Source organism: Pseudomonas sp. DWP3-1-2, from assembly GCF_049896285.1.
Classification (GTDB): domain Bacteria; phylum Pseudomonadota; class Gammaproteobacteria; order Pseudomonadales; family Pseudomonadaceae; genus Aquipseudomonas.
The window spans coordinates 1-22,471 of sequence record NZ_JAFCTZ010000011.1; the positions used below are offsets into that span (position 1 = coordinate 1).

16 protein-coding genes are annotated in these 22,471 nt (G+C 59.8%); 11 read left to right on the forward strand and 5 right to left on the reverse strand.

Annotated features, from left to right (window positions below):
- The 4 genes from ACP7B0_RS19800 to ACP7B0_RS19815 all read left to right on the forward strand — a co-directional run.
- Positions 1 to 156: hypothetical protein (locus ACP7B0_RS19800; protein ID WP_426143435.1), on the forward strand; the 156-nt coding region annotated here is incomplete at its 5' end.
- Between the two features lie 274 nt (positions 157 to 430).
- Positions 431 to 2,152 carry a type I secretion system permease/ATPase gene (locus ACP7B0_RS19805; protein ID WP_426143315.1) on the forward strand — a complete coding sequence of 574 codons (1,722 nt, stop codon included), beginning with the start codon at positions 431 to 433 and terminating at the stop codon, positions 2,150 to 2,152.
- Between the two features lie 7 nt (positions 2,153 to 2,159).
- A complete protein-coding gene (locus ACP7B0_RS19810) occupies positions 2,160 to 3,494 on the forward strand; it encodes an HlyD family type I secretion periplasmic adaptor subunit (RefSeq protein ID WP_426143316.1) in 1,335 nt (444 codons plus the stop codon).
- On the forward strand, positions 3,491 to 4,816 hold the full coding sequence (locus ACP7B0_RS19815; protein WP_426143317.1) for a TolC family outer membrane protein: 1,326 nt from the start codon (positions 3,491 to 3,493) through the stop codon (positions 4,814 to 4,816). The genes ACP7B0_RS19810 and ACP7B0_RS19815 overlap by 4 nt, the downstream gene beginning before the upstream one ends.
- A gap of 69 nt (positions 4,817 to 4,885) precedes the next feature.
- Here ACP7B0_RS19815 and ACP7B0_RS19820 read toward each other — a convergent pair whose 3' ends face one another.
- Together ACP7B0_RS19820 and ACP7B0_RS19825 are read right to left on the reverse strand one after the other, a co-directional pair.
- Entirely contained in the window at positions 4,886 to 6,721 is a 1,836-nt protein-coding gene (locus ACP7B0_RS19820) for a tetratricopeptide repeat protein (RefSeq protein ID WP_426143318.1), read from the reverse strand.
- 83 nt (positions 6,722 to 6,804) lie between these two features.
- The gene (locus ACP7B0_RS19825) at positions 6,805 to 13,578 is read right to left on the reverse strand and encodes a beta strand repeat-containing protein (RefSeq protein ID WP_426143319.1); all 6,774 of its coding nucleotides are present in this window, start codon (positions 13,576 to 13,578) and stop codon (positions 6,805 to 6,807) included.
- Between the two features lie 408 nt (positions 13,579 to 13,986).
- Here ACP7B0_RS19825 and ACP7B0_RS19830 point away from each other — a divergent pair, with 408 nt between their 5' ends.
- Both ACP7B0_RS19830 and ACP7B0_RS19835 read left to right on the forward strand, forming a co-directional pair.
- Positions 13,987 to 14,589 carry a class I SAM-dependent methyltransferase gene (locus ACP7B0_RS19830; protein WP_426143320.1) on the forward strand — a complete coding sequence of 201 codons (603 nt, stop codon included), beginning with the start codon at positions 13,987 to 13,989 and terminating at the stop codon, positions 14,587 to 14,589.
- Between the two features lie 301 nt (positions 14,590 to 14,890).
- Complete coding sequence (locus ACP7B0_RS19835) at positions 14,891 to 15,199, forward strand: hypothetical protein (protein ID WP_426143321.1); 309 nt, start codon at positions 14,891 to 14,893, stop codon at positions 15,197 to 15,199.
- A gap of 71 nt (positions 15,200 to 15,270) precedes the next feature.
- Here ACP7B0_RS19835 and ACP7B0_RS19840 read toward each other — a convergent pair whose 3' ends face one another.
- Positions 15,271 to 15,894 carry a hypothetical protein gene (locus ACP7B0_RS19840; protein ID WP_426143322.1) on the reverse strand — a complete coding sequence of 208 codons (624 nt, stop codon included), beginning with the start codon at positions 15,892 to 15,894 and terminating at the stop codon, positions 15,271 to 15,273.
- Between the two features lie 386 nt (positions 15,895 to 16,280).
- On the opposite strand from ACP7B0_RS19840, the gene ACP7B0_RS19845 reads away from it, so the two are divergent.
- A complete protein-coding gene (locus tag ACP7B0_RS19845; protein WP_426143323.1) occupies positions 16,281 to 17,072 on the forward strand; it encodes a substrate-binding domain-containing protein in 792 nt (263 codons plus the stop codon).
- Positions 17,073 to 17,084: 12 nt separating this feature from the next.
- Here ACP7B0_RS19845 and ACP7B0_RS19850 read toward each other — a convergent pair whose 3' ends face one another.
- Positions 17,085 to 17,543, reverse strand: a complete 459-nt coding sequence (locus tag ACP7B0_RS19850; RefSeq protein ID WP_426143324.1) for a metallophosphoesterase family protein — start codon at positions 17,541 to 17,543, stop codon at positions 17,085 to 17,087.
- Positions 17,544 to 17,726: 183 nt separating this feature from the next.
- Between ACP7B0_RS19850 and ACP7B0_RS19855 the strand changes: the two genes are divergently transcribed.
- Positions 17,727 to 17,921 (forward strand): hypothetical protein, encoded by a 195-nt coding sequence (locus tag ACP7B0_RS19855; RefSeq protein ID WP_426143325.1) that lies wholly within the window; start codon positions 17,727 to 17,729, stop codon positions 17,919 to 17,921.
- Between the two features lie 6 nt (positions 17,922 to 17,927).
- On the opposite strand, the gene ACP7B0_RS19860 is transcribed toward ACP7B0_RS19855, so the two are convergent.
- Positions 17,928 to 18,638: a metallophosphoesterase gene (locus ACP7B0_RS19860; protein WP_426143326.1), complete on the reverse strand. Its 711-nt coding sequence runs from the start codon at positions 18,636 to 18,638 to the stop codon at positions 17,928 to 17,930.
- A gap of 571 nt (positions 18,639 to 19,209) precedes the next feature.
- On the opposite strand from ACP7B0_RS19860, the gene ACP7B0_RS19865 reads away from it, so the two are divergent.
- The 3 genes from ACP7B0_RS19865 (at position 19,210) to ACP7B0_RS19875 (ending at position 22,421) form a co-directional block, all read left to right on the forward strand.
- Positions 19,210 to 20,478: an OprD family porin gene (locus ACP7B0_RS19865; RefSeq protein ID WP_426143327.1), complete on the forward strand. Its 1,269-nt coding sequence runs from the start codon at positions 19,210 to 19,212 to the stop codon at positions 20,476 to 20,478.
- 183 nt (positions 20,479 to 20,661) lie between these two features.
- Positions 20,662 to 21,489: an NAD-dependent epimerase/dehydratase family protein gene (locus ACP7B0_RS19870; RefSeq protein WP_426143328.1), complete on the forward strand. Its 828-nt coding sequence runs from the start codon at positions 20,662 to 20,664 to the stop codon at positions 21,487 to 21,489.
- A gap of 44 nt (positions 21,490 to 21,533) precedes the next feature.
- Positions 21,534 to 22,421 (forward strand): glucurono-1,5-lactonase, encoded by an 888-nt coding sequence (locus tag ACP7B0_RS19875; RefSeq protein WP_426143329.1) that lies wholly within the window; start codon positions 21,534 to 21,536, stop codon positions 22,419 to 22,421.
- Positions 22,422 to 22,471: the final 50 nt, after the last annotated feature.

Consider the following 22,471-nt stretch of genomic DNA (forward strand, 5'->3'; position numbering starts at 1 on the left):
AGCGCCGTGGCCGAGGAAATCAGCCGCAGCATCCTCAGCGTGCGCGACGTCTCCGAACAAACCGCATCAGCCAGTGAAGAAACCGCCGCCTCCAGCGTCGAGCTCGCCCGCCTGGGTGGACAGCTGCAAGCGATGGTCCGTCACTTCAAAATCTGATCTTCAGCGATTTGCCCCGAACACTCTCAAGCCCGGTTTTTAGCGGGCTTGATCGTTTATGGATCACGTTGATACCTCAGGGATAGCCGCCGTAAAAACCTGCTCAAGATCAAGTCCTTGGGGCCGATGAAGTAGATGTGTGAACGGGCTGCGCGCGGTTCATTAGTTAACGGCAAAGTGCTAGCATCGGCCGCCCTGAATGCTCTCCACGCATTGGCCCGCCTGACCCTGGCACTACCGGCATTTCCTACCGCTACTCTATCTCTTGGACTTTATGCGACTTTTTCTTGATCCCAAGCGAGATATTGATGCAGCGCTGCTGCGCTATCGTCGTCTTTTTGGAGTGCTGGCACTGTTCAGTGGGGTGATCAACCTATTGATGCTGGTCCCTTCCATTTACATGATGCAAGTCTTCGATCGGGTCCTGACCAGCCGCAACGAAACCACGCTGTTGATGCTCAGCCTGATCCTGCTGGGCTTTTTCGCCCTCAGCTGCGCGCTGGAGTGGGTGCGCGGCCAGGTCATGATCAAGATGAGCGCCGGGCTCGATGCCCAGTTGGGCGAGCGGGTGTTCGATGCCGCTTTCCAGCGCAGCCTCAAGGAGCACAGTTCCAACCCGGCCCAAGTGCTCAGCGACCTGAACAGCATTCGCCAGTTCGTCACTGGCCCCGGTCTGATTGCGCTGTTCGATGCGCCATGGCTGCCGATCTACGTCATTGTCACTTTTCTCTTTCATCCCTGGCTGGGGGTGTTTACGGTTGTGGGCTCGCTCATCCTTGCTGGCCTTGGCGTCTGGAATGAGCTGACCACCCGCAAAAGCATGAGTGAAGCCAACCGGCTGTCCGTATCTTCGGCCAGCTACGTCAACAGCACCCTGCAGAACGCCGAAGTCATCCAGGCGATGGGCATGCTCGCCCCGCTGCGCCGCCGCTGGTTCAACGTGCAGCAGCGCGTTATCACCGAGCAAGGCGAGGCCAGCGATCGCAGCTCGCGGATCGCTGCGATTTCCCGGTTTGTGCGCATGACCTGGCAATCTCTGGCATTGGGGCTGGGCGCGGTGCTGGTGATGGAAAACCAGATCTCCGCCGGGGTGATGATTGCTGTGTCGGTGCTGCTGGGGCGGGCCATGGCGCCTGCCGAGGCGCTGATTGGATCGTGGAAACAGATGGGCAATACCAAGAGCAGTTATGAGCGGTTAAATCGCCTGCTCAGTGAGTTCCCTCATTCGCCACCGCGCATGGCGCTGCCAGCACCTACTGGCGCATTGAGCATCGACAAACTGGTCATCACCCCGCCCGGCATGCAACGACCCGCCGTGAACGGTGTAACGATCAAGCTGGCCAAAGGCGAAGTCCTGGCGATCATCGGGCCTAGTGCTTCGGGCAAATCGTCGCTGGCCCGGGCCATGGTGGGCATCTGGCCGGCGAACCATGGCTCGGTTCGTCTGGACAATGCCGAAGTCAGCCAATGGTCCCGCGAAGCGCTGGGCCCGTATCTGGGCTACCTGCCGCAGGACATCGAGCTGTTCGACGGCACCATCGCCGAAAACATTGCACGCTTTGGTGAAGTCGACGCGGTAAAGGTCATCGAAGCGGCACAACTGGCCGGCATTCACGAAATGATTCTGCATTTCCCCAAGGGCTACGACACGCTCCTGGGCGCTGGCGGGCTGGGCCTGTCCGGGGGACAGAAACAGCGCATTGGCCTGGCGCGCGCCCTTTACGGCGCCCCGCCGCTGGTGGTTCTGGATGAGCCCAACTCAAACCTGGACGAAGCCGGAGAAGCGGCGTTGGTGAAGGCTGTCCGTCAGTTGAAGGCCGCCGGCTCCACCGTGGTGCTGGTGACCCACCGACCGAACATTCTCGGTGTGGTCGACAAGCTGTTGTTCCTCAGGGATGGCGTACAGCATCTGTTCGGCCCTCGGGATCAGGTGCTCAAGACATTGGTACCACCACCGGTGCAGAAACCTGCTGAATCCAGCAATCAAGAAGCCTGAGGTGTCAATGCAAACCAGTCAGAACGACATGTTGACCCCTACGCCAGCACCCGATGCCGATGCTGCGGGCATTGCTCGTATTGGTGTATGGCTTTTGATCCTGAGCCTGGGCGGATTTTTCCTGTGGGCTGGCCTGGCCCCGCTGGATCGCGGTGTGGTGGGCAGTGGCACCGTCGTGGTTTCCGGTGAGCGCAAGACCGTGCAGTCACGTACGGGCGGTATGATTGATCGCATCCTGGTGCGCGAAGGTGATCAGGTGCAGCAAGGTCAGGTGGTGGTCCAGCTCAATATCGTCCAGACACAATCGCAACTGGATGTCGCCCTGGGTCAATGGCTGAGCGCACGGGCCGTGGAGGAGCGGCTGATGGCCGAGCGCCTGGCCCGCGACAGCATCCAGTGGTCGCCGGAGTTGCTGGCCAAAGCGAACGACCCGCGAGCGCGCGCAGCCATGGAGCTGCAAGGCTACCTGTTCGCCACCCGCCGCGCCGAACTGGCCAGCCGGATGCAGATAAGCCAGCACGAAATCGCGTCGTTCAACCAGCAATTGGCCGGCTACGAAGAGATCAAACGCAACCACGCGGCCCAGTTTCAATTCCAGCAGCAAGAGCTCAAGGGCCTGCGTGAACTGGCCCGGGAAGGCTACCTGCCACGCAATCGTCTGTTCGAAGCCGAAAGCAATGCCGCACAACTGGGCGCCCAGCTGGCGTCGACGATTTCCGATATCGGCCGTACAAAGCAGTCCATCAACGAAAGCAAGCTCAAGGCGTTGCAACAAGGGCAGATTTTCCGCAGCGACGCCGAGTCGCAATTGACTCAGGTTTCCGCACAAACCTCGAGTCTGAGGGATCAGATCAAGGCCTTCGAATTCGAGGTGCAGAGCGCATCAGTGGTTGCACCGGTCGCGGGTCAAGTGATGGGCCTGGCCGTGCACACCGTGGGCGGTATCGCGCCCGCTGGCCAACGCTTGATGGACATCGTCCCGCAAGGTTCCAGCTGGGTGGTCAAGGCGCAATTCCCGCCGATGATGGCCGACCGACTCAAACCAGGGTTGCCGGTAGACCTGCGCTTTGGCTCATTGCAGCGGGTCCACACCCCGGTCATCGTCGGCAAGGTTGCCACAGTGTCGGCTGACCAGTTGATCGACGAACACACCAACTCGCCGTACTTCTCGGTCGAGGTGTCCGTCAGCCCCGAAGACATTATTCATCTGCGCGATCTGGGCCTGGATATCAAGCCCGGTATGCAAGCCGAAGTACTGGTCAAAACCGGCGAACGCACGCTGGCCAATTACCTGATGCAACCGGTTGCCGAGCGCATGGCCGGTGCTTTCAAGGAAGAATGACCATGCGCACACGTATAGCCCTGCTCTCTTTGCTCTGGTCGTGCCGGCTTCTGGCGAGCGACGATCAACTGTCGCTGGTCGCCCTCTACGATGCCTCCAGGCTGAACGACGCGACGTACAAAGTTGCCGATCATGACTATGAAGCGTCGCGCCAGGAGATAGCGATCGGCCGCAGCGGCTTGCTGCCGCAGGTTGCCATCAACTCCCGATACGGCCACGGCGGACAGTTTGAAAAGCAATCCACGGCCAATAGCCAGGACGACCAGTTCGCCGCAGACAGCGTCGCTCTCTCGGTTAGCCAGCCGTTGTTCGACAAAGGTCGCTGGGCCTCCTACGAACAAGCCAAGGCGCGTGCAAAACTGGGCGAAGTGCAGCACGAAGGGGCCGGACAAGGGTTATTCGACCGTGTGGTGGAAGCCTATTTCGACGTCGCGCAAGTGGAAAACGAGCTGAAGCTGACGACTCAGCAAAAAGCGTCCATCGAAGCCTTGGCCAAACAGTCCAAGCGCCTGTTTGAAGCCGGAGAAGGAACAATCACGGACCTTGAGGAAGCTCAGGCCCGACTGGATTCGACGCGTGCCCAGGAAATCGAATTACAGGCTCGACGCCGGGCTGCGTTACGCAAACTCTCGGGGCGTTCGGGCATGGCCGTCGGAAACATCCCCGAGATGCAGGAAAAAACGCCCGCTGCCGCGCTACTGGCACCTGAAGAAGACCTGGATTACTGGATGCTCAAGGCCGATCAGGCCGCTTCTACGCTGGGCGTAAGCCGTGCCTCGATCAACGTTGCCGAAGCCAATCTGAAACTGCAGAAGTCCGGACACTACCCGACCGTGGCCCTGAGCGGTCGCCTGTCTCGGGTCGACCAAAGCGACATCAATGACCTTTCCCAACGCCAGTCCACTTACTACGTGGGCGTGGTGATTGACATCCCGCTGTATCAGGGTGGCGGGGTCACTGCCTCCTCCGAAAAGGCGCGCGCCGCTCTGGAAAGTGCCCGTTCGAGCTACGACGCCCAACTCCAGCAACTGACCGAAGATATCGAAGCCAACTACCTGGGAGTGGTCGCGGGGTTCGAGAAAAGTAAGGCGTTGGTCACGTCCGTGCGCTCAAGCCAGGTTGCTCTGACGTCTGCGGAAAAAGGCTATCAGGCGGGCGTACGCTCCACGGTGGAAATCCTCGATGCACAACAACGTCTGTATTCCGCCAAACGGGACCTGCTCGACACCAAGCTGGCGATGTTGCTCAGTTACGTCAACCTGCACACCCGTACCGGACAGATGACCCGCAGCCAGCTGGAAAAGATTCAGGGGCTGTTCTGATCTCACTCTTGGGACAGGCTTGCCGGGTTCTACAAGAGCGGCCTGAGCCGCGCCTGCGAGCCGACCGCCCTACGCACGCTTGAGCGCTACACTGCTGATCGCAGTTTCGAAATCCCTGACGAAACGCGGCGTATCGAACAGCGGAGAATCGGTTCGCGCCTGCTTCAGACGCTGGCGTAATCCGGGCAACAGATCCCTTTGCGTTGCCAATTGAACGGCCCGCTCCTCATAGTCAGCCAGCGTCGTGGTGATCAGCTCAGGCAGCTCCAATGCGGTCAGCAGGCTGCCCGCCATGCGCGAGGCAAAGGTGCGACCTGAACGCGTAAGTACCGGGAGCCCCATCCACAATGCATCATTGGCTGTCGTTCCGGCATTGAACGGGTAAGCGTCCAGGAACAGATCCGCAGCGCTGTAGCGAGCCAGATACTGAGCCGGCGCCACCCGTGGAGCAAACAGCAAACGCTCGGGATCGACCCCGCGTAGCTGCGCCCTGTCGCACAGGTTTTTCTGCGCCCAGGCGTTGTCAGCCAACAACCACAACACGCTCTCAGGCGCACGCTGAAGAATGCGCATCCAGCAATCGAAGACTTCTTCGTTGAACTTGTAGTTGTTGTTGAACGAGCAGAACACAAAGCGATTTTCAGGCAGGCCACATTCGGCGCGCGTCGGCAGTGCAGCAACGGGCCGTTGCCGGTCGCTGCACTGGTAGATCTGCGCCAGATACAAGGGCGTTTCGCTGTAATAGGGCTTTACGCTGTCTGGAATGAGATAGCGGTCAGCAATCACATAATCGATACCGGGCAGACCGGTTGAACCGGGAAAACCCAGGTAAGTCATTTGCACCGGGGCGGGACGGTACGCCGGGATATCCGGACGGGCGCCGGACGTGAGGCCATGCAGGTCGATCAGGATGTCGATTTCATGATTGCGAATGCATTGAGCGGCCGAGGCATCATCCATACCGGCAATGCGCACAAAGTGATCCAAGGCGTTTTTCACCCGCTCGCGCAGGGGCGAACCGTCCTCACGACTCCAGCAAAAACCATAGACGTCAAAGCGCTCACGGTCGATCAGCTCGAACAGTTCAACCGTGAGCAACGACACGGCGTGCAGGCAAAAGTCCGACGACAGAAAGCCAATCCGCAGCTTCTGATGCGCATAACCCTGGGACGGTGCCAAGGCTGGAACCCGCACATTCACGCGCTCCCTGACAAAGTGCACGGCGGCGGCCAACTGCATGCCAGGGTCATCGCTGCCGGCGAGCAAGGCCAGGGGCGAAGAGGCCTTGAGCAAATCCCCTTGGGTCAAGCCTTCAGGGGGAGCGTACACCGGCCAGACACATTGCTTCTGGCGCAAATGCACCCAGTGTTGAATGACCTTGGGCTGAGCCGGATCCACTTCAAGACTGGCGCGCAGGATGGCTTCTGCCGCCTGCAACTGCCGGGTTTCTTCCAGCAGGCGGCCCAAATTGTTACACACCATCAAGTACAACTCGCGGCTGTCCTGCGCGTTGACTCGCTTGTCATCGAGCATCGATTGCCACGTCGTCAAAGCGTCCTTAGGTTGGCCCTGGCGCTCCTGCAATGTGCCCAGGTTAAACCAGGCCTGGGCGAATTCCGGGCTCTGGGCAATGGCGGCGCGGTAGGCGCTTTCGGCGCCTGCCAACTGGCCCAGATTCGTAAGCGTAACGCCCAGATTGAATTGGATGATGTAGTTGATCGAGGACTGGCAGTGCTGAAGCCAGCATTGATACAAGCCTGCGACGTCGGCCAGACGTGAGGCCTCATTGAGTCGATCAGCAACAGAGAGCAACTGCATGGGTTGCAGCGCAATGCCTTTTGCCAACTGCAAGGCACTGGCCAGCGCCACGTCCAGGTCCGGACTCTCAAGATTCTCTGTAAGCATTCGCGAAGCAGTCTCCACCAATAAAAAAAATACCGAGCTCTCGCGAGCTCGGTATCCGGTCAATCAAGGTTTAACACTGACGATCAGTGAACCCAGGTTTGAACATCCGTTGCCACCAGCAGTTGGACGTTACCATCGTTGAACACGTTGTAGCTCGCGCCATCGACAGTAGCAGTACCGTCTGCGTGCCACTCGCCACTTGTGCCGTTGATGTTGACGGTGTCGTTGCTGTCGCCATTGATGATCATCTGCACCGGCGCCGCGGCGCCGCTGGCAACATCAACCTGGCCTGCCTGACCGAGCTGGCTGACCGACTGGGCATCAACCGTCAATGTGCTGGCCTTGCCACCATCGGAAGCGAGATCGATAGCGCCCAGAGTGTGAGCACCGATGGACTCCGGATCCAGCTTGGTCAAGTCGATGGACTGATCACCGTTCGCGTCAGTGCGGAACCACACATCGGCAATGGTGTGAGTCTGGCCATCAGTGGTTTCAAAGCTGCTGTTCAACCCGATCAGGTTACCGTGGTTGAGCTCGGTAACCTTGGCGACGTCGAGATTGAACTGAGAAATACCCAGCTCTTTCAGGCTGTGCAACTCGCCCTTCTCGCTGATGCCATCGTTATTGGTATCGACCCAGACCTGCAGGGCTGCAAAGAGCTGATCGCCGCCGTTGACGACGCCATCGTGGTTGCTGTCCAGACTGTTGAGTGCTTCGAAGCCGTCTTTTGCCAGTGAACCATCGGCAAGGCGGAACGAAGAACCAAACAGTTCCGAACCGTTGTTGATCTGACCATCGCCATTCAGGTCGATGGAGAGCAGACCATCACCGCCAGCAGTCCAGCCAGTCGTTTCCTTGATGCCGTTGGCGTTCAGGTCGAACTGAGTACCTGCGCTTAGATGGGTGGTCTGAACGCCGTCGCCATTGAGGTCCAGGACCAGTGGCGTGGACAGAGCCAGTGCGTCGACCTGGGTGGCGCTCATTGCCTGCAACTGCGTAGTCGTAAATGCATCGACCTGGGTCATGCTCAGGTGCGACAACTGCGCCGTGGTCATGGCCGCCGCTTGAGCAGTGGTCAATGCAACAACCTGGGCGGTCGTCAAAGCGGCCATGTCAGCCGTTTCGATCGCCTGGATTTGAGCGGTTGTCAGAGCCGCCACATCAGCAGTTTCCAGCGCGCTGATCTGAGTCGGTTTCAGCGCCACAATCTGCGCCGTGGTCAGAGCTGCGACCTGGCCAGTAGTCAGAGCCACCAGCTGGGCCGAGCTCAGCACGCCAATGTCAGCGGTTTCCAAAGCTGCCACTTGCGTGGTGGTCAGTGCGGCGATTTGCGTTGGCTTGAACGCTGCTACCTGTGCAGTGGTCAAGGCCACGATATGGGCCGTGGTCAAGGCCGCCACATCAGCAGTTTCCATCGCGCTGATTTGAGTCGGTTTCAACGCGACAATCTGGGCCGTGGTCAGAGCTGCGACTTGAGCCGTGGTCAAGGCCACCACACCTGCGGTGGTCAGCGCGCCAATATCAGCGGTTTCCATGGCCGCCACTTGGGTGGTGGTCAAGGCGGCAACTTGTGCGGTGGTCAGCGAAGCGACCTGAGCAGAAGTCAAGGCCACGATCTGGGCCGTGGTCAACGCCGCTGCCTGAGCAGTGGTCAGGGCGGCCACGCTGGCTGCTGGCAAGGCCGCAATATCAGCGGTTTCCAGAGCCGCCACTTGCGTGGTGGTCATGGCAGCGACTTGCGTGGTTTTCAGCGCTGCGATCTGCGCGGTGGTCAGGGCTACCACTTGCGCGGTGGTCAGCGCTGCAACATCGGCATTTTCCATGGCGCTGATCTGGGCAGGCTTGAGCGCTGCAATCTGCGCGACGGTCAGGGCTGCAACCTGGGCGGTGGTCAAGGCCACAATGCCGGCAGTGGTCAGCGCGCCGATGTCGGCTGTTTCCATGGCGGCCACTTGCGTGGTGGTCATGGCAGCGATTTGGGTGGTTTTGAGTGCGGCTACCTGCGCGGTGGTCAGAGCCACAACTTGCGCCGTGGTCAGGGCCGCCACATCAGCGGTTTCCATGGCCGCGATCTGTACCGGCGTCAGCGCGGCAACCTGAGCGGTGGTCAGCGCGGCAACCTGGGCCGTGGTCAGTGCCACAACGCCTGCGGTGGTCAATGCTGCCAGATCAGCCGGCTGCAGGGCCGCCACTTGCGTGGTGGTCAAGGCGGCGACCTGGGCCGTGGTCAAGGCGGCGACCTGAGTCGAGGTCAGGGCCACGATTTGTGCAGTCGTCAGCGCCGCTGCCTGAGCAGTGGTCAGGGCTGCCACGCTGGTCACTGGCAAAGCCGCGATGTCAGCGGTTTCCAGAGCCGCCACTTGCGTGGTGGTCAAGGCCGCAACCTGCGTGGTTTTCAGCGCTGCGATTTGCGCGGTGGTCAGGGCCACAACCTGGGCCGTGGTCAGTGCTGCGACATCGGCATTTTCCATCGCTGCGATCTGGACCGGGGTCAGTGCCGCGACCTGGGCAACCGTCAAGGCGGCAACCTGAGCCGTGGTCAAGGCCACAACACCGGCAGTGGTCAAGGCCACCAGATCAGCCGTTTGCAGGGCCGCCACTTGCGTGGTGGTCAAGGCGGCGACCTGGGCGGTAGTCAGCGCGGCAACCTGGGTCGAGGTCAGGGCCACGATTTGTGCAGTCGTCAGCGCCGCTGCCTGAGCAGTGGTCAGGGCGGCCACGCTGGTCACTGGCAAAGCCGCAATATCAGCGGTTTCCAGAGCCGCCACTTGCGTGGTGGTCATGGCAGCGATTTGCGTGGTTTTCAGCGCTGCGATCTGCGCGGTGGTCAGGGCCACAACCTGGGCCGTGGTCAGCGCCGCAACATCGGCATTTTCCATCGCTGCGATTTGCGTGGTTTTCAGCGCTGCAATCTGCGCGACGGTGAGGGCTGCAACCTGGGCAGTGGTCAAGGCCACAACGCCTGCGGTGGTCAGCGCGCCAATGTCGGCAGTTTCCATGGCGGCCACTTGCGTGGTGGTCAAGGCCGCAACCTGCGTGGTTTTCAGTGCTGCAACCTGCGCGGTGGTCAGAGCCACAACTTGCGCCGTGGTCAGGGCCGCCACATCAGCGGTTTCCATGGCCGCGATCTGTACCGGCGTCAGCGCGGCAACCTGTGCGGTGGTCAACGCGGCAACCTGGGCCGTGGTCAGTGCCACGACACCGGCGGTGGTCAATGCAGCCAGATCAGCCGGCTGCAGGGCCGCCACTTGCGTGGTGGTCAAGGCGGCGACCTGGGCCGTGGTCAAGGCGGCGACCTGAGTCGAGGTCAGGGCCACGATTTGTGCAGTCGTCAGCGCCGCTGCCTGAGCAGTGGTCAGGGCTGCCACGCTGGCTGCTGGCAAGGCCGCAATATCAGCGGTTTCCAGAGCCGCCACTTGCGTGGTGGTCAAGGCCGCAACCTGCGTGGTTTTCAGCGCTGCTACCTGAGCGGTGGTCAGGGCCACAACCTGGGCCGTGGTCAGTGCTGCGACATCAGCGGTTTCCATCGCTGCGATCTGGACCGGGGTCAGTGCCGCGACCTGGGCAACCGTCAAGGCGGCAACCTGAGCAGTGGTCAAGGCCACAACACCGGCAGTGGTCAAGGCCACCAGATCAGCTGTTTGCAGGGCCGCCACTTGCGTGGTGGTCAAGGCGGCAACCTGGGCCGTGGTCAGCGCGGCGACCTGAGTCGAGGTCAGGGCCACGATTTGTGCAGTCGTCAGCGCTGCTGCCTGAGCAGTGGTCAGGGCTGCCACGCTGGTCACTGGCAAAGCCGCAATATCAGCGGTTTCCAGAGCCGCCACTTGCGTGGTGGTCATGGCAGCGACTTGCGTGGTTTTCAGCGCTGCGATCTGCGCGGTGGTCAGGGCTACCACTTGCGCGGTGGTCAGCGCTGCAACATCGGCATTTTCCATGGCGCTGATTTGGGCAGGCTTGAGCGCTGCGATCTGCGCGACCGTCAGGGCTGCAACCTGGGCCGTGGTCAAGGCCACAACGCCTGCGGTGGTCAGCGCGCCAATATCGGCGGTTTCCATGGCGGCCACTTGCGTGGTGGTCATGGCAGCGATTTGGGTGGTTTTGAGTGCGGCTACCTGCGCGGTGGTCAGAGCCACAACTTGCGCCGTGGTCAGGGCCGCCACATCAGCGGTTTCCAGCGCTGCGATCTGTACCGGCGTCAGCGCGGCAACCTGAGCGGTGGTCAGCGCGGCAACCTGGGCCGTGGTCAATGCCACGACACCGGCGGTGGTCAATGCAGCCAGATCGGCCGGCTGCAGGGCCGCCACTTGCGTGGTGGTCAGGGCGGCGACCTGGGCCGTAGTCAAGGCGGCGACCTGAGTCGAGGTCAGGGCCACGATTTGTGCAGTCGTCAGCGCCGCTGCCTGAGCAGTGGTCAGGGCTGCCACGCTGGTCACTGGCAAAGCCGCGATGTCAGCGGTTTCCAGGGCTGCCACTTGCGTGGTGGTCAAGGCTGCAACCTGTGTGGTTTTCAGTGCTGCCACTTGCGCGGTGGTCAAGGCCACAACCTGGGCCGTGGTCAGTGCTGCGACATCAGCGGTTTCCATCGCGCTGATCTGGGCAGGCTTGAGCGCAGCGATCTGGGTAACGGTCAGGGCTGCAACCTGGGCCGTGGTCAAGGCCACAACGCCCGCGGTGGTCAGCGCGCCAATGTCGGCAGTTTCCATGGCGGCCACTTGCGTGGTGGTCATGGCAGCGATTTGGGTGGTTTTGAGTGCGGCTACCTGCGCCGTGGTCAGAGCCACAACTTGCGCCGTGGTCAGGGCCGCCACATCAGCGGTTTCCATGGCCGCGATCTGTACCGGCGTCAGCGCGGCAACCTGAGCGGTGGTCAGCGCGGCAACCTGGGCCGTGGTCAGTGCCACAACGCCTGCGGTGGTCAATGCTGCCAGATCAGCCGGCTGCAGGGCCGCCACTTGCGTGGTGGTCAAGGCGGCAACCTGCGCGGTGGTCAGCGCGGCGACCTGAGCAGAGGTCAGGGCCACGATTTGTGCAGTGGTCAACGCCGCTGCCTGAGCAGTGGTCAGGGCTGCCACGCTGGTCACTGGCAAAGCCGCGATGTCAGCGGTTTCCAGAGCCGCCACTTGCGTGGTGGTCAAGGCCGCAACCTGCGTGGTTTTCAGCGCTGCGATCTGCGCGGTGGTCAGGGCCACAACCTGGGCCGTGGTCAGCGCCGCAACATCGGCATTTTCCATCGCTGCGATTTGCGTGGTTTTCAGCGCTGCAATCTGCGCGACGGTGAGGGCTGCAACCTGGGCAGTGGTCAAGGCCACAACGCCAGCGGTGGTCAGCGCGCCAATGTCGGCAGTTTCCATGGCGGCCACTTGCGTGGTGGTCATGGCAGCGATTTGGGTGGTTTTGAGTGCGGCTACCTGCGCGGTGGTCAGAGCCACAACTTGCGCCGTGGTCAGGGCCGCCACATCAGCGGTTTCCAGCGCTGCGATCTGTACCGGCGTCAGCGCGGCAACCTGAGCGGTGGTCAGCGCGGCAACCTGGGCCGTGGTCAATGCCACGACACCAGCGGTGGTCAATGCAGCCAGATCGGCCGGCTGCAGGGCCGCCACTTGCGTGGTGGTCAGGGCGGCGACCTGGGCCGTAGTCAAGGCGGCGACCTGAGTCGAGGTCAGGGCCACGATTTGTGCAGTCGTCAGCGCCGCTGCCTGAGCAGTGGTCAGGGCTGCCACGCTGGTCACTGGCAAAGCCGCGATGTCAGCGGTTTCCAGGGCTGCCACTTGCGTGGTGGTCAAGGCTGCAACCTGTGTGGTTTTCAGTGCTGCCACTTGCGCGGTGGTCAAGGCCACAACCTGGGCCGTGGTCAGTGCTGCGACATCAGCGGTTTCCATCGCGCTGATCTGGGCAGGCTTGAGCGCTGCAATCTGCGCGACGGTCAGGGCTGCAACCTGGGCGGTGGTCAAGGCCACAACGCCTGCGGTGGTCAGCGCGCCAATGTCAGCGGTTTGCAGGGCCGCCACTTGCGTGGTGGTCAAGGCGGCAACTTGTGCGGTGGTCAGCGAAGCGACCTGAGCAGAAGTCAAGGCCACGATCTGGGCCGTGGTCAACGCCGCTGCCTGAGCAGTGGTCAGGGCGGCCACGCTGGCTGCTGGCAAGGCCGCAATATCAGCGGTTTCCAGAGCCGCCACTTGCGTGGTGGTCATGGCAGCGACTTGCGTGGTTTTCAGCGCTGCGATCTGCGCGGTGGTCAAGGCCACAACCTGGGCCGTGGTCAGAGCCGCAACATCGGCATTTTCCATCGCGCTGATTTGGGCAGGCTTGAGCGCTGCAATCTGCGCGACGGTGAGGGCTGCAACCTGGGCGGTGGTCAAGGCCACAACGCCTGCGGTGGTCAGCGCGCCAATGTCGGCTGTTTCCATGGCGGCCACTTGCGTAGTCGTCAAGGCCGCAACCTGCGTGGTTTTGAGTGCGGCGACCTGAGCGGTGGTCAGGGCTACAACTTGCGCCGTGGTCAACGCTGCGGTTTGGGCCGTGGTCATACCCGCCACAATAGCCGCTGGCAAGGCAGCGATGTCAGCTGTTTCGAAAGCCGCCACCTGGGTGGTCGTCAGCGCCACAATTTGAGCAGTGGTCAGTGCCGGAACCTGAGCAGTGGTCAGCGCCACAATCTGGGCAGTGGTCAGTGCAGGGAGTTGGGTAGCTGAGAGAACGGCAACGTTCGCTTTGGTAATCACCGCGATTTGGGCGGTAGTCAGGGCGGCGACCTGGGCAGTGCTCATGGCCGCAATATCTGCCGTGGCAAGGCCCGCAATGGTTGTTGTGCTCAAAGCGGCAATTTGCGCGGTAGTTAACGAAGATATAAAGCTCATGTACGCGTCCTGTCTGAGGTCATTAACCGCGCTGCCAGCGATGTCGCCGTAGCCTAATGGGGAGGGTTTGGTAACCCACGTGTCATGAGTAGCGACCGAATGTGTCGAAACATTAAGAATGTTTTATGGTGGCTCATTGCCTTTTTTGAACATTTGGTTATTAAAAACCGTCTGAATATAGGCTGACCCCTAAAAAAAGATGTCATATTGCCACCCACCACGAGCACGCAGCGCGCTTCCCATTGCGCTGAACCGGCAATGTCCGTGTCGGCTTGACCTTGACCAACCCCAGACACTCACCTAGTGTTCGCTGCAATCTCCGTCCGGACACAAGGCTGCCCTGGCTGGCCGGAGTACGCCCCCACTCCCCTACGCTTTCCGGCAAGGGCCTTGATCGAGTAACAGATTGTGAAAACCTTTCTTCATGTAGGTTGCGGTCCGAAAAATAAAAGCGGCACGACCAAGGGCTTCGCTTCCCCGGAGTGGCAAGAACTGCGCTTCGATATTGATCAAAGCGTCAATCCCGATATCGTGGGCACCATGACCGACATGTCCAAGGTGCAGGACGCGTCAGTGGACGCACTGTTTTCCAGCCACAACATTGAGCATCTCTACCCGCACGAAGTACCGGTGGCATTGGCAGAATTCAAACGGGTCCTCAAGCCGGGAGGCTTTGTGGTCATCACCTGCCCTGACCTGCAATCGGTGTGCGCTCTAGTGGCCGAAGACAAATTGACTGACGAGGCCTATCTCTCGCCCGCGGGACCGATTGCGCCGATCGACATCCTGTACGGGCATCGTCCGGCTATGGCCAATGGCAACGTGTTCATGGCGCATCGGTGCGGTTTTACCAAAAAGGTCCTGACGGGCAGTCTGCAGGCCGCCGGTTTCAAAATGGTATTGCCCATCCAGCGAGCACATCCGTTCTACGATCTTTGGGCCATCGCAGCCCTTTCACCGATCACCGAGCAGGACGTCGTAGACATCGCCAACCAGCACTTTCCCGCCTGACCCTCGCTGACAAAATCCTCTGGCTGCAGCATTCGCAGCAACTGTGAGCACGAGCGAAACTTCTTCGCTCGTGAATGGCCGATCCCGCCCGGGCAAGGTCGTCCCTCCGCCCTCGGCATTCGAATCCACACGTCACGACGATACTCACTGCCCGCGCTACAACAGCCATACGCCGCTGTTGCAACTATCAATTTCGGCAATGATCGGTACCAATCGCATTGACTTCTTAATAAATCCCAGCGGCGTAGCATTGCCTCCATACCGAGTTAACACCCCACTTAATCGATCTGGAGCAACGACCATGAAAACTTCAAAACTGATCTTCGGCCTGGCTTTTTCCGTATTGGCTTCCAGCGCTTTCGCCCTTCCAGCTGTGAATGGCCACGAACACCTGAACGCACCTGTTATCGCCGCTGATGGTGCTGACCGTGTCGGTGCAAACCGTGTCGCCGCTGATGGTGCCGATCGTGTCGGTGCAAACCGTGTCGCCGCTGATGGTGCCGATCGTGTCGGTGCAAACCGTGTCGCCGCTGATGGTGCCGATCGTGTCGGTGCAAACCGTGTCGCCGCTGACGGTGCTGATCGTGTCGGTGCAAACCGTTTAGGCTGATTCCTTCCCTGCTCTTCCCCAGCCCGGCTTCTGCCGGGCTTGATTTTTTTGTATCGCCGAAATAACAGCGATCAACTCGCGCTCATACTTTCAACATACTCAGAGATCGCAACCTGATCAGCTTTCCTCGTACCCGCTTTGATAAAAGCCTTAAAGACAGGATCAAGCCATAACCGATCCAACTTCAGATGTATTTCATCAAGGACTGAACGAGGCGCAATCATCCCCCCACTTGCAACCTGATAATCATGCTCCAGTACTTGCTGAAGTTTGCCACGAAACTTGTCCATTCCCCGACCACTGACCACACGCTTATAAGTTGACAGGAAAAACGTCTTGCCGCGCCCGGGGCCAGGACCTGTGACATAAGCCACAGCGCACAACCCGATCCCGCTGCGCTTGCGCCAATGCACGACAGTTCGCTCACTCAATCGCAGTACCTCATCTTCGAGCCGTGCGTGTCCGCTGTGAATCAAGTGAATGATGGCGGCATCCAGCGCACGTTTAGGGCCATCAAACCGCTTGTCTGTAAACCGTGCATGCACCCGCAACTGTTTATTTTTCAAGACACGAACAATCCAGACACCGCCTCGCACATCGCGAGTTATGCCTCGTGGAATTTTATAGGTGACATCATCTACGACCTTGTCGTAACACCTTAACCCCGATGTGTCGGCTGTTGATGAGGTGTTCATTATCTATCTATAGCGCAAATAAGCGCATATTCCATGAAGTCAGTCATTTGAGCTGGCCCATATACTGCGGCCTCGAACCAATGATGACACTAGGCCACCACCAAGCTTTAAAGCTCAGTTTACGGCTCATCCAAACATCATTAACAGGGTTTACTGCATTTCACGGTTCTTAACATGATATTCGAATGAATCCCAAACATCAGAAATGGGGCAGTTTTATTGATCCTGATATCGTTCAACAGTGATAACCGGTTCGGCGGTTTCCAGACACTACACGGGCCTTTTCGCTTTACCCGATTGCTCTGACACGGCACCGATAAGCGCGCACCGAAGATGACTTTCCCACATAATCCCCCGCGTTCCTTTCACTGCCAGGTTTATCTTCAATGAAAAAAATTCTTCCCTTTTTACTGAGCGCCGCCCTTTCCTTTGTGCCTGCGGCCTTTGTTCATGCCGCCACGGCGGCCAAGCCCATTGAGCTTATCGTTCTCAGCTCCGGGGGCATCATGGGTGCATTCAAGGCGATCAGCGCCGATTACGAACAACGTACCGGCGTGCGCCTGGTGGCTGAAGTTGCGCCATCCATGGGCGCGACGCCGCAGGCGATTCCCAACCGACTGGCGCGCCAGGAGCCCGCCGATGTGGTGCTGATGGTCAGTTACGGCCTCGACAAACTGATCAAGGATGGCCAGGTTGATCCCAAAAGCCGCGTGGATCTGGGCAAATCTTATATCGCCATGGCTGTCCGTCACGGTGACCCGAAACCCGACATCAGCACCATGGAGGCGTTCAAGCAAACCCTGATCGACGCCAAATCCATTGCCTATTCCGACAGTGCCAGTGGCGTTTATCTGTCTCGTGTGCTGTTCAATCAAATGCACATTGCCGGCCTGATCAAGGACAAAAGTCACATGATCCAGGCCACGCCCGTGGGGGAAGTGGTCGCCCGGGGCGACGCGCAGATTGGCTTTCAGCAGCTGAGCGAACTCAAGCCTGTGGAAGGCATCGACATCATTGGGCTGATTCCTGATCAGGCGCAGCAGATGACCCTTTACGCGGGCGGCGTTTCCCTGCGCAGTGCCCACCCGGAGCAGGCCCAACAGTTGCTGGATTACCTGGGTTCCCTGGCAGCGGCCCCGGCGATCAAGAACAGCGGACTGGACCCCATCGCCAAATAACCGAAGCGAAGGTTAGAGCGTCAGTTCGATCAGCTCGCCGACCACGCCTTGCCCGTCGATGTGCAGCAGGCCCACCGCAATCGGTAGCTTGAAACGTCTCGGGCCAGCGCTGCCGGGGTTGATGAACAACACACCGTCCCGTTGCTGCATCAGCGGCTTGTGGGTGTGCCCGGTGACCACCACCTGGATGTTCGCCGGCAGCGTCGGCGGTACGTCCGCCGGGATGTGGGTGATGTAGATACCGATTTGGCCCGCTCGCAGGATGGCCGAATGCGGCACCTCGCCAGCCCACGCGTCATCCCGGTCATTGTTGCCCCGCACCACCGTCAGCGGCGCGATAGCCCGCAAGGCGTCGAGAATGTCCGGGTTGCCGATATCCCCGGCGTGAATCAACTGCGCGCAACCGTGCAAGGCTTGCAGCGCCTGGGGGCGTAACAGCCCGTGTGTATCGGAAATCAGACCGATTTTCATGGGCACAGAGGCCAAGCCGAAAAGGTCCGGTCCTGCCGGAGCCAGGTAATGCTCATCGCGTCGATACTCTTAGTATGCCGGGCTATAAAAAGCCGATTGGGTTATTCCGCGAACGTGTTTTGCACCGGTCCCTGAATGCGCAATGATCATGGAACGTATTGGAACCCTATTTGAGGAGGCGTTATGAACATTCAGACTGCATTCCCCGCAACAGTTCACCGCGGTCTTGCCGCCGCAACGCCGGGCCGCGAGCCTGGCGTGGAAGATTTGCCGACAGACCTGGACGAAGCGCGCAAACCCGCCACCGATCCAGATGCCTTCGCCGATGAACTGGAGCTGGAGGACGAAGACGACGACGTGTACCTCGAGGACCAATAAAACCGCTCAGCCGGCGGCAATCGGCGGGTTGACTTGCAGTGTGGCCAGGTCCAGCAACGTGAAATAACCACTGTCACCGGATCGCCAGCCGCCGGTATCAATGTGGAACACATTACCGAGAACGTGCGGCTGTGGCAGCGTCGTATGGCCGACGATCAGTGCCCGAAGGTCGGGGATGCCACTCATGTCCCCCATCTGCAGACGCTCGCGAGACCACAGGCAATACTCCTCCAGCTTGCCCTGCTCCGACAGGTGGCCCAACAGGGTCGAGCGCAACAAGTCCCACGTAGGCAGCGGACAATCGGCATGCACCAGACCAATGAGCCCCGAGGACGTTTCCACTTCAAGGGCCAGTGGCAACCTGGCGAAATGCGCGGCAAAGAGTTTCTGGGCCTCGGGCTTGAGCTCAAGAAACCAGCTGCCGCCGCTGGCTTTGTACATTCGATAATCCAGCGGCTGATGCAAGGCATGCTGGATCGCCAGGGACTCGTGGTTGCCCTGAATGGCAAAGAACCAGGGCTGCGCCAGCCAGTCCAGCGCCTGCTCGCTTTGCGGGCCGCGATCCACCAGATCACCCACGCTGAATAACCGGTCCACGGCAGGGTCAAACTCGACCGCATCCAGCGCTGCCTGCAGCCGGGTGAAATGCCCGTGAATGTCGCCCACCGCAAAATCTCGGCCCTGGGGATTGGCATCAACGTGCTGGAATTTGCTCATGTCACAACCCTCGGGTCAGTAAACGAAGGCCGATCGACCACGACAGCATTCCCTGAGTCGGCTCATGTAACGCACACCCGTGCACAGATGGGCTCTTTATTGACTGGTTTTGGGCGGGGTGGGTTCAGTTGTGTGTGTGACCACCTTGCACAGATGCATGCTGGCGGGTCATGACAAGGGTGGCTCCTAGACTTTCGTCTACAGACGGATTGACAAAGCCGACACAGGCTGTAAATAATCCGCCAAAGTTGTACGACAACAGATAACAAAAATAACAATAATCAGGGAATCCTACGTATGACGATTTTCGTCTTGACCGCCGTCCCCTCGTCCCGCGTCCACGCCGTGACAAAAGCCCTTGTGCCAACGAATCAATCCCCTCCCGGATTCCGTTTGACCACGGGATGCCCCCCTTTCGAATTCGCTGAAGGTTAGACCTGAAGCAAAGGCTCGTCCGCATCAGCGGCATGAGTCCAAAGCCCTGGCATAAGGGGCATCACAATCCCCCCAATTCAATGGCCGTTGTTATCGGTCAGTGGGGATCGCTTTGCAAAAAGGGAGCACAACAATAATGAGATCTCAAAACACCCGGTCGCTGGTTCTGTTGGGCTTGGGCAGCATGAGCCTGGCCATGCCAATGCTGGCCAGCGCTGAAGGCTTTGTCGATGACGCCAAAGCCACCCTCAACCTGCGCAACGCCTACTTCAACCGTAACTTCACCAACCCGTCCTACCCAAACAGCGCCTCGCCGCAGGGCAAGGCTGAAGAATGGACCCAGAGCTTCATTCTGGACGCCAAGTCCGGTTATACCCAAGGCGTGGTGGGCTTTGGTGTGGACGTGTTGGGGATGTACTCGGTGAAGCTCGATGGCGGTAAAGGCACCACCGGCACTCAGTTGCTGCCGGTCCACGGGGATGGCAGCCCGGCCGATGATTTCGGACGCTTGGGTGTCGCCGCCAAGGCCAAGATTTCCAACACCGAACTGAAGGTGGGCGAGTGGATGCCGGTCTTGCCGATATTACGCTCGGACGACGGTCGCTCCCTGCCGCAAACCTTCCGTGGTGGCCAGATCACCTCCAAGGAATTCGCCGGTCTGAGCCTCTACGGCGGCCAGTTCCGGGGCAACAGCCCGCGTAACGATGCCAGCATGGAGGACATGTCGCTCAACGGTCGTGGCGCCTTTACTTCCGACCGTTTCAACTTCGGTGGCGGCGAGTACACCTTCAACGAAAAGCGCACTCAGGTCGGCGTCTGGTACGCCCAGTTGGAAGACATTTACCAACAGAAGTTCGTCAACCTCCTGCATAGCCAGCCGCTTGGCGACGTGACCCTGGGCGCTAACCTGGGCTACTTCTGGGGCGAGGAAGACGGCAGCAAACTGGCCGGCGATCTGGACAACAAAACCGCCTATGCGCTGCTGTCCGCCAAATACAAAGGCAACACCCTGTACCTGGGCCTGCAGAAGGTCAGCGGGGATGATGGCTGGTTCCGGGTCAACGGCACCAGCGGCGGCACCCTGGCCAACGACAGCTACAACTCCAGCTATGACAACGCAAAGGAAAAATCCTGGCAACTGCGTCATGACCTGGATTTCGCAGTCTTCGGCGTGCCCGGCCTGACCCTGATGAACCGCTACATCAGCGGTGACAACGTGCACACCGGCGCCATCACCGATGGCAAGGAGTGGGGACGTGAATCGGAGCTGGCCTATACCGTTCAAAGTGGCACGTTCAAGAGTCTCAACGTGAAATGGCGTAACGCGAGTATCCGTCGTGATTACAGCACCAACGAGTTCGACGAAAACCGGGTATTCATCAGCTATCCGCTGTCGCTGCTCTGATTTCTACGCTCACGCCTCGTGAACATCCTGGCCCGTCCCTCTGGACGGGCTTTTTAACGCAGTCAGTTGGGAAAGTGGCACTTTAGACCTTAGTCACGTTGACAAAAATGATCCTGACTGCTGATAATCCCGATCAAGTCATACGACAACAGATGACATCAATAAGAATTCAAGGGTCTCCTCATGACAACCACTCACACCGTCCAAAATCCCTTCAATCGCCTTCTCCTGACTGGCGCTGCAGGCGGTCTGGGGAAGGTATTGCGCGAAAGCCTGAAGCCTTACGCCAAGGTTTTGCGACTGTCCGACATCGCTGACATGGCTCCCGCCACCGGCAGCCATGAAGAAGTCCAGGTGTGCGATCTTTCCGACAAGAACGCTGTTCACCAACTGGTTGAAGGCGTCGACGCGATCCTGCATTTCGGTGGTGTTTCGGTAGAACGCCCGTTCGAGGAAATCCTCGGCCCGAACATCAGCGGCGTTTTCCATATTTACGAAGCGGCACGTCGCCATGGCGTCAAGCGCGTCATTTTCGCCAGCTCCAACCACGTGATCGGTTTCTACAAGCAGGATGAAACCATCGACGCCCAGTCGCCACGCCGTCCGGACAGCTATTACGGCCTGTCCAAATCCTACGGCGAAGACATGGCCACCTTCTATTTCGATCGCTATGGCATCGAAACCGTCAGCATCCGCATCGGCTCTTCGTTCCCGGAACCGCAGAACCGCAGAATGATGAGCACCTGGCTGAGCTTCGACGACCTGACGCAACTGATCGAACGCAGCCTGTTCACCCCCAACGTTGGCCACACCGTGGTGTACGGCGCCTCCAACAACCGTGAAGTCTGGTGGGACAACCGTTTTGCGGCGCACCTGGGCTTCCAGCCCAAGGACAGCTCCGAAGTCTTCCGCGACAAGGTTGAAGCCCAACCCATGCCTGCGGCCGATGATCCGGCCATGGTGTATCAGGGCGGTGCGTTTGTGGCAGCAGGCCCGTTTGGTGACAACTGAAACGCTGAAGCCCCCAATAAAAACAAACCAGTGGATCGAGCACCATGGATGCTGAACTGATACTCGACGCACGCAATGCCACCGGCGAAAGCCCGGTCTGGAGCGCCCGTGAACAGGCGCTTTACTGGGTGGATATCCCGGCCAGACGCCTGCACCGCTGGAATCTGGCGGACGGCGCGAGCCAAAGCTGGGAAGCGCCGCAGATGCTGGCCTGTATCGCTCGCTATGGCGACGGCAGCTGGATTGCAGGCATGGAAGACGGCCTGTTCCGGCTCACCGCCAAAGACGATGGCACGCTGAGCGCCCTACCCTTGACCAGTGTGCAGCACGCGCAACCGGGCATGCGTTTCAATGACGGCCGCTGTGATCGCCAGGGCCGTTTCTGGGCGGGCACCATGCTCCTGGACATGGCCGCTGGCGCACCGGTGGGCGCGATGTATCGCTACAGCGCCGGGCAAACCGAGCCACTGAACGCGCAGCTTGAAGGCTTCACTGTTCCCAACGGTCTGGCCTTCAGCCCTGACGGCACCCTTATGTACCTGTCGGACTCGCATCCTGCGGTGCAGAAAATCTGGGTATTTGACTACGACACCGACACCGGAACGCCCCACAACCGGCGCCTGTTTGTCGACATGAACACGTATTTGGGCCGCCCCGATGGCGCCGCCGTGGACGCCGACGGTTGTTACTGGATCTGCGGCAACGATGCGGGCCTGATCCATCGTTTTACGCCTGCGGGCAAGCTCGATCAGTCCCTGGTCGTCCCGGTGAAGAAACCCACCATGTGCGCCTTTGGCGGGCCGGATCTGGACACCTTGTTTGTCACGTCGATTCGTCCGGGTGGTGACCTCAGCGACCAACCCCTGGCCGGTGGTGTGTTTGCACTACGGCCTGGCGTCAAAGGCCTGAAGGAGCCCGAATTCAAGGGCTGAAGCCCGCGTTTTTCCCCAGCAATGCCGATGCAAAACATTAACAAAAACAA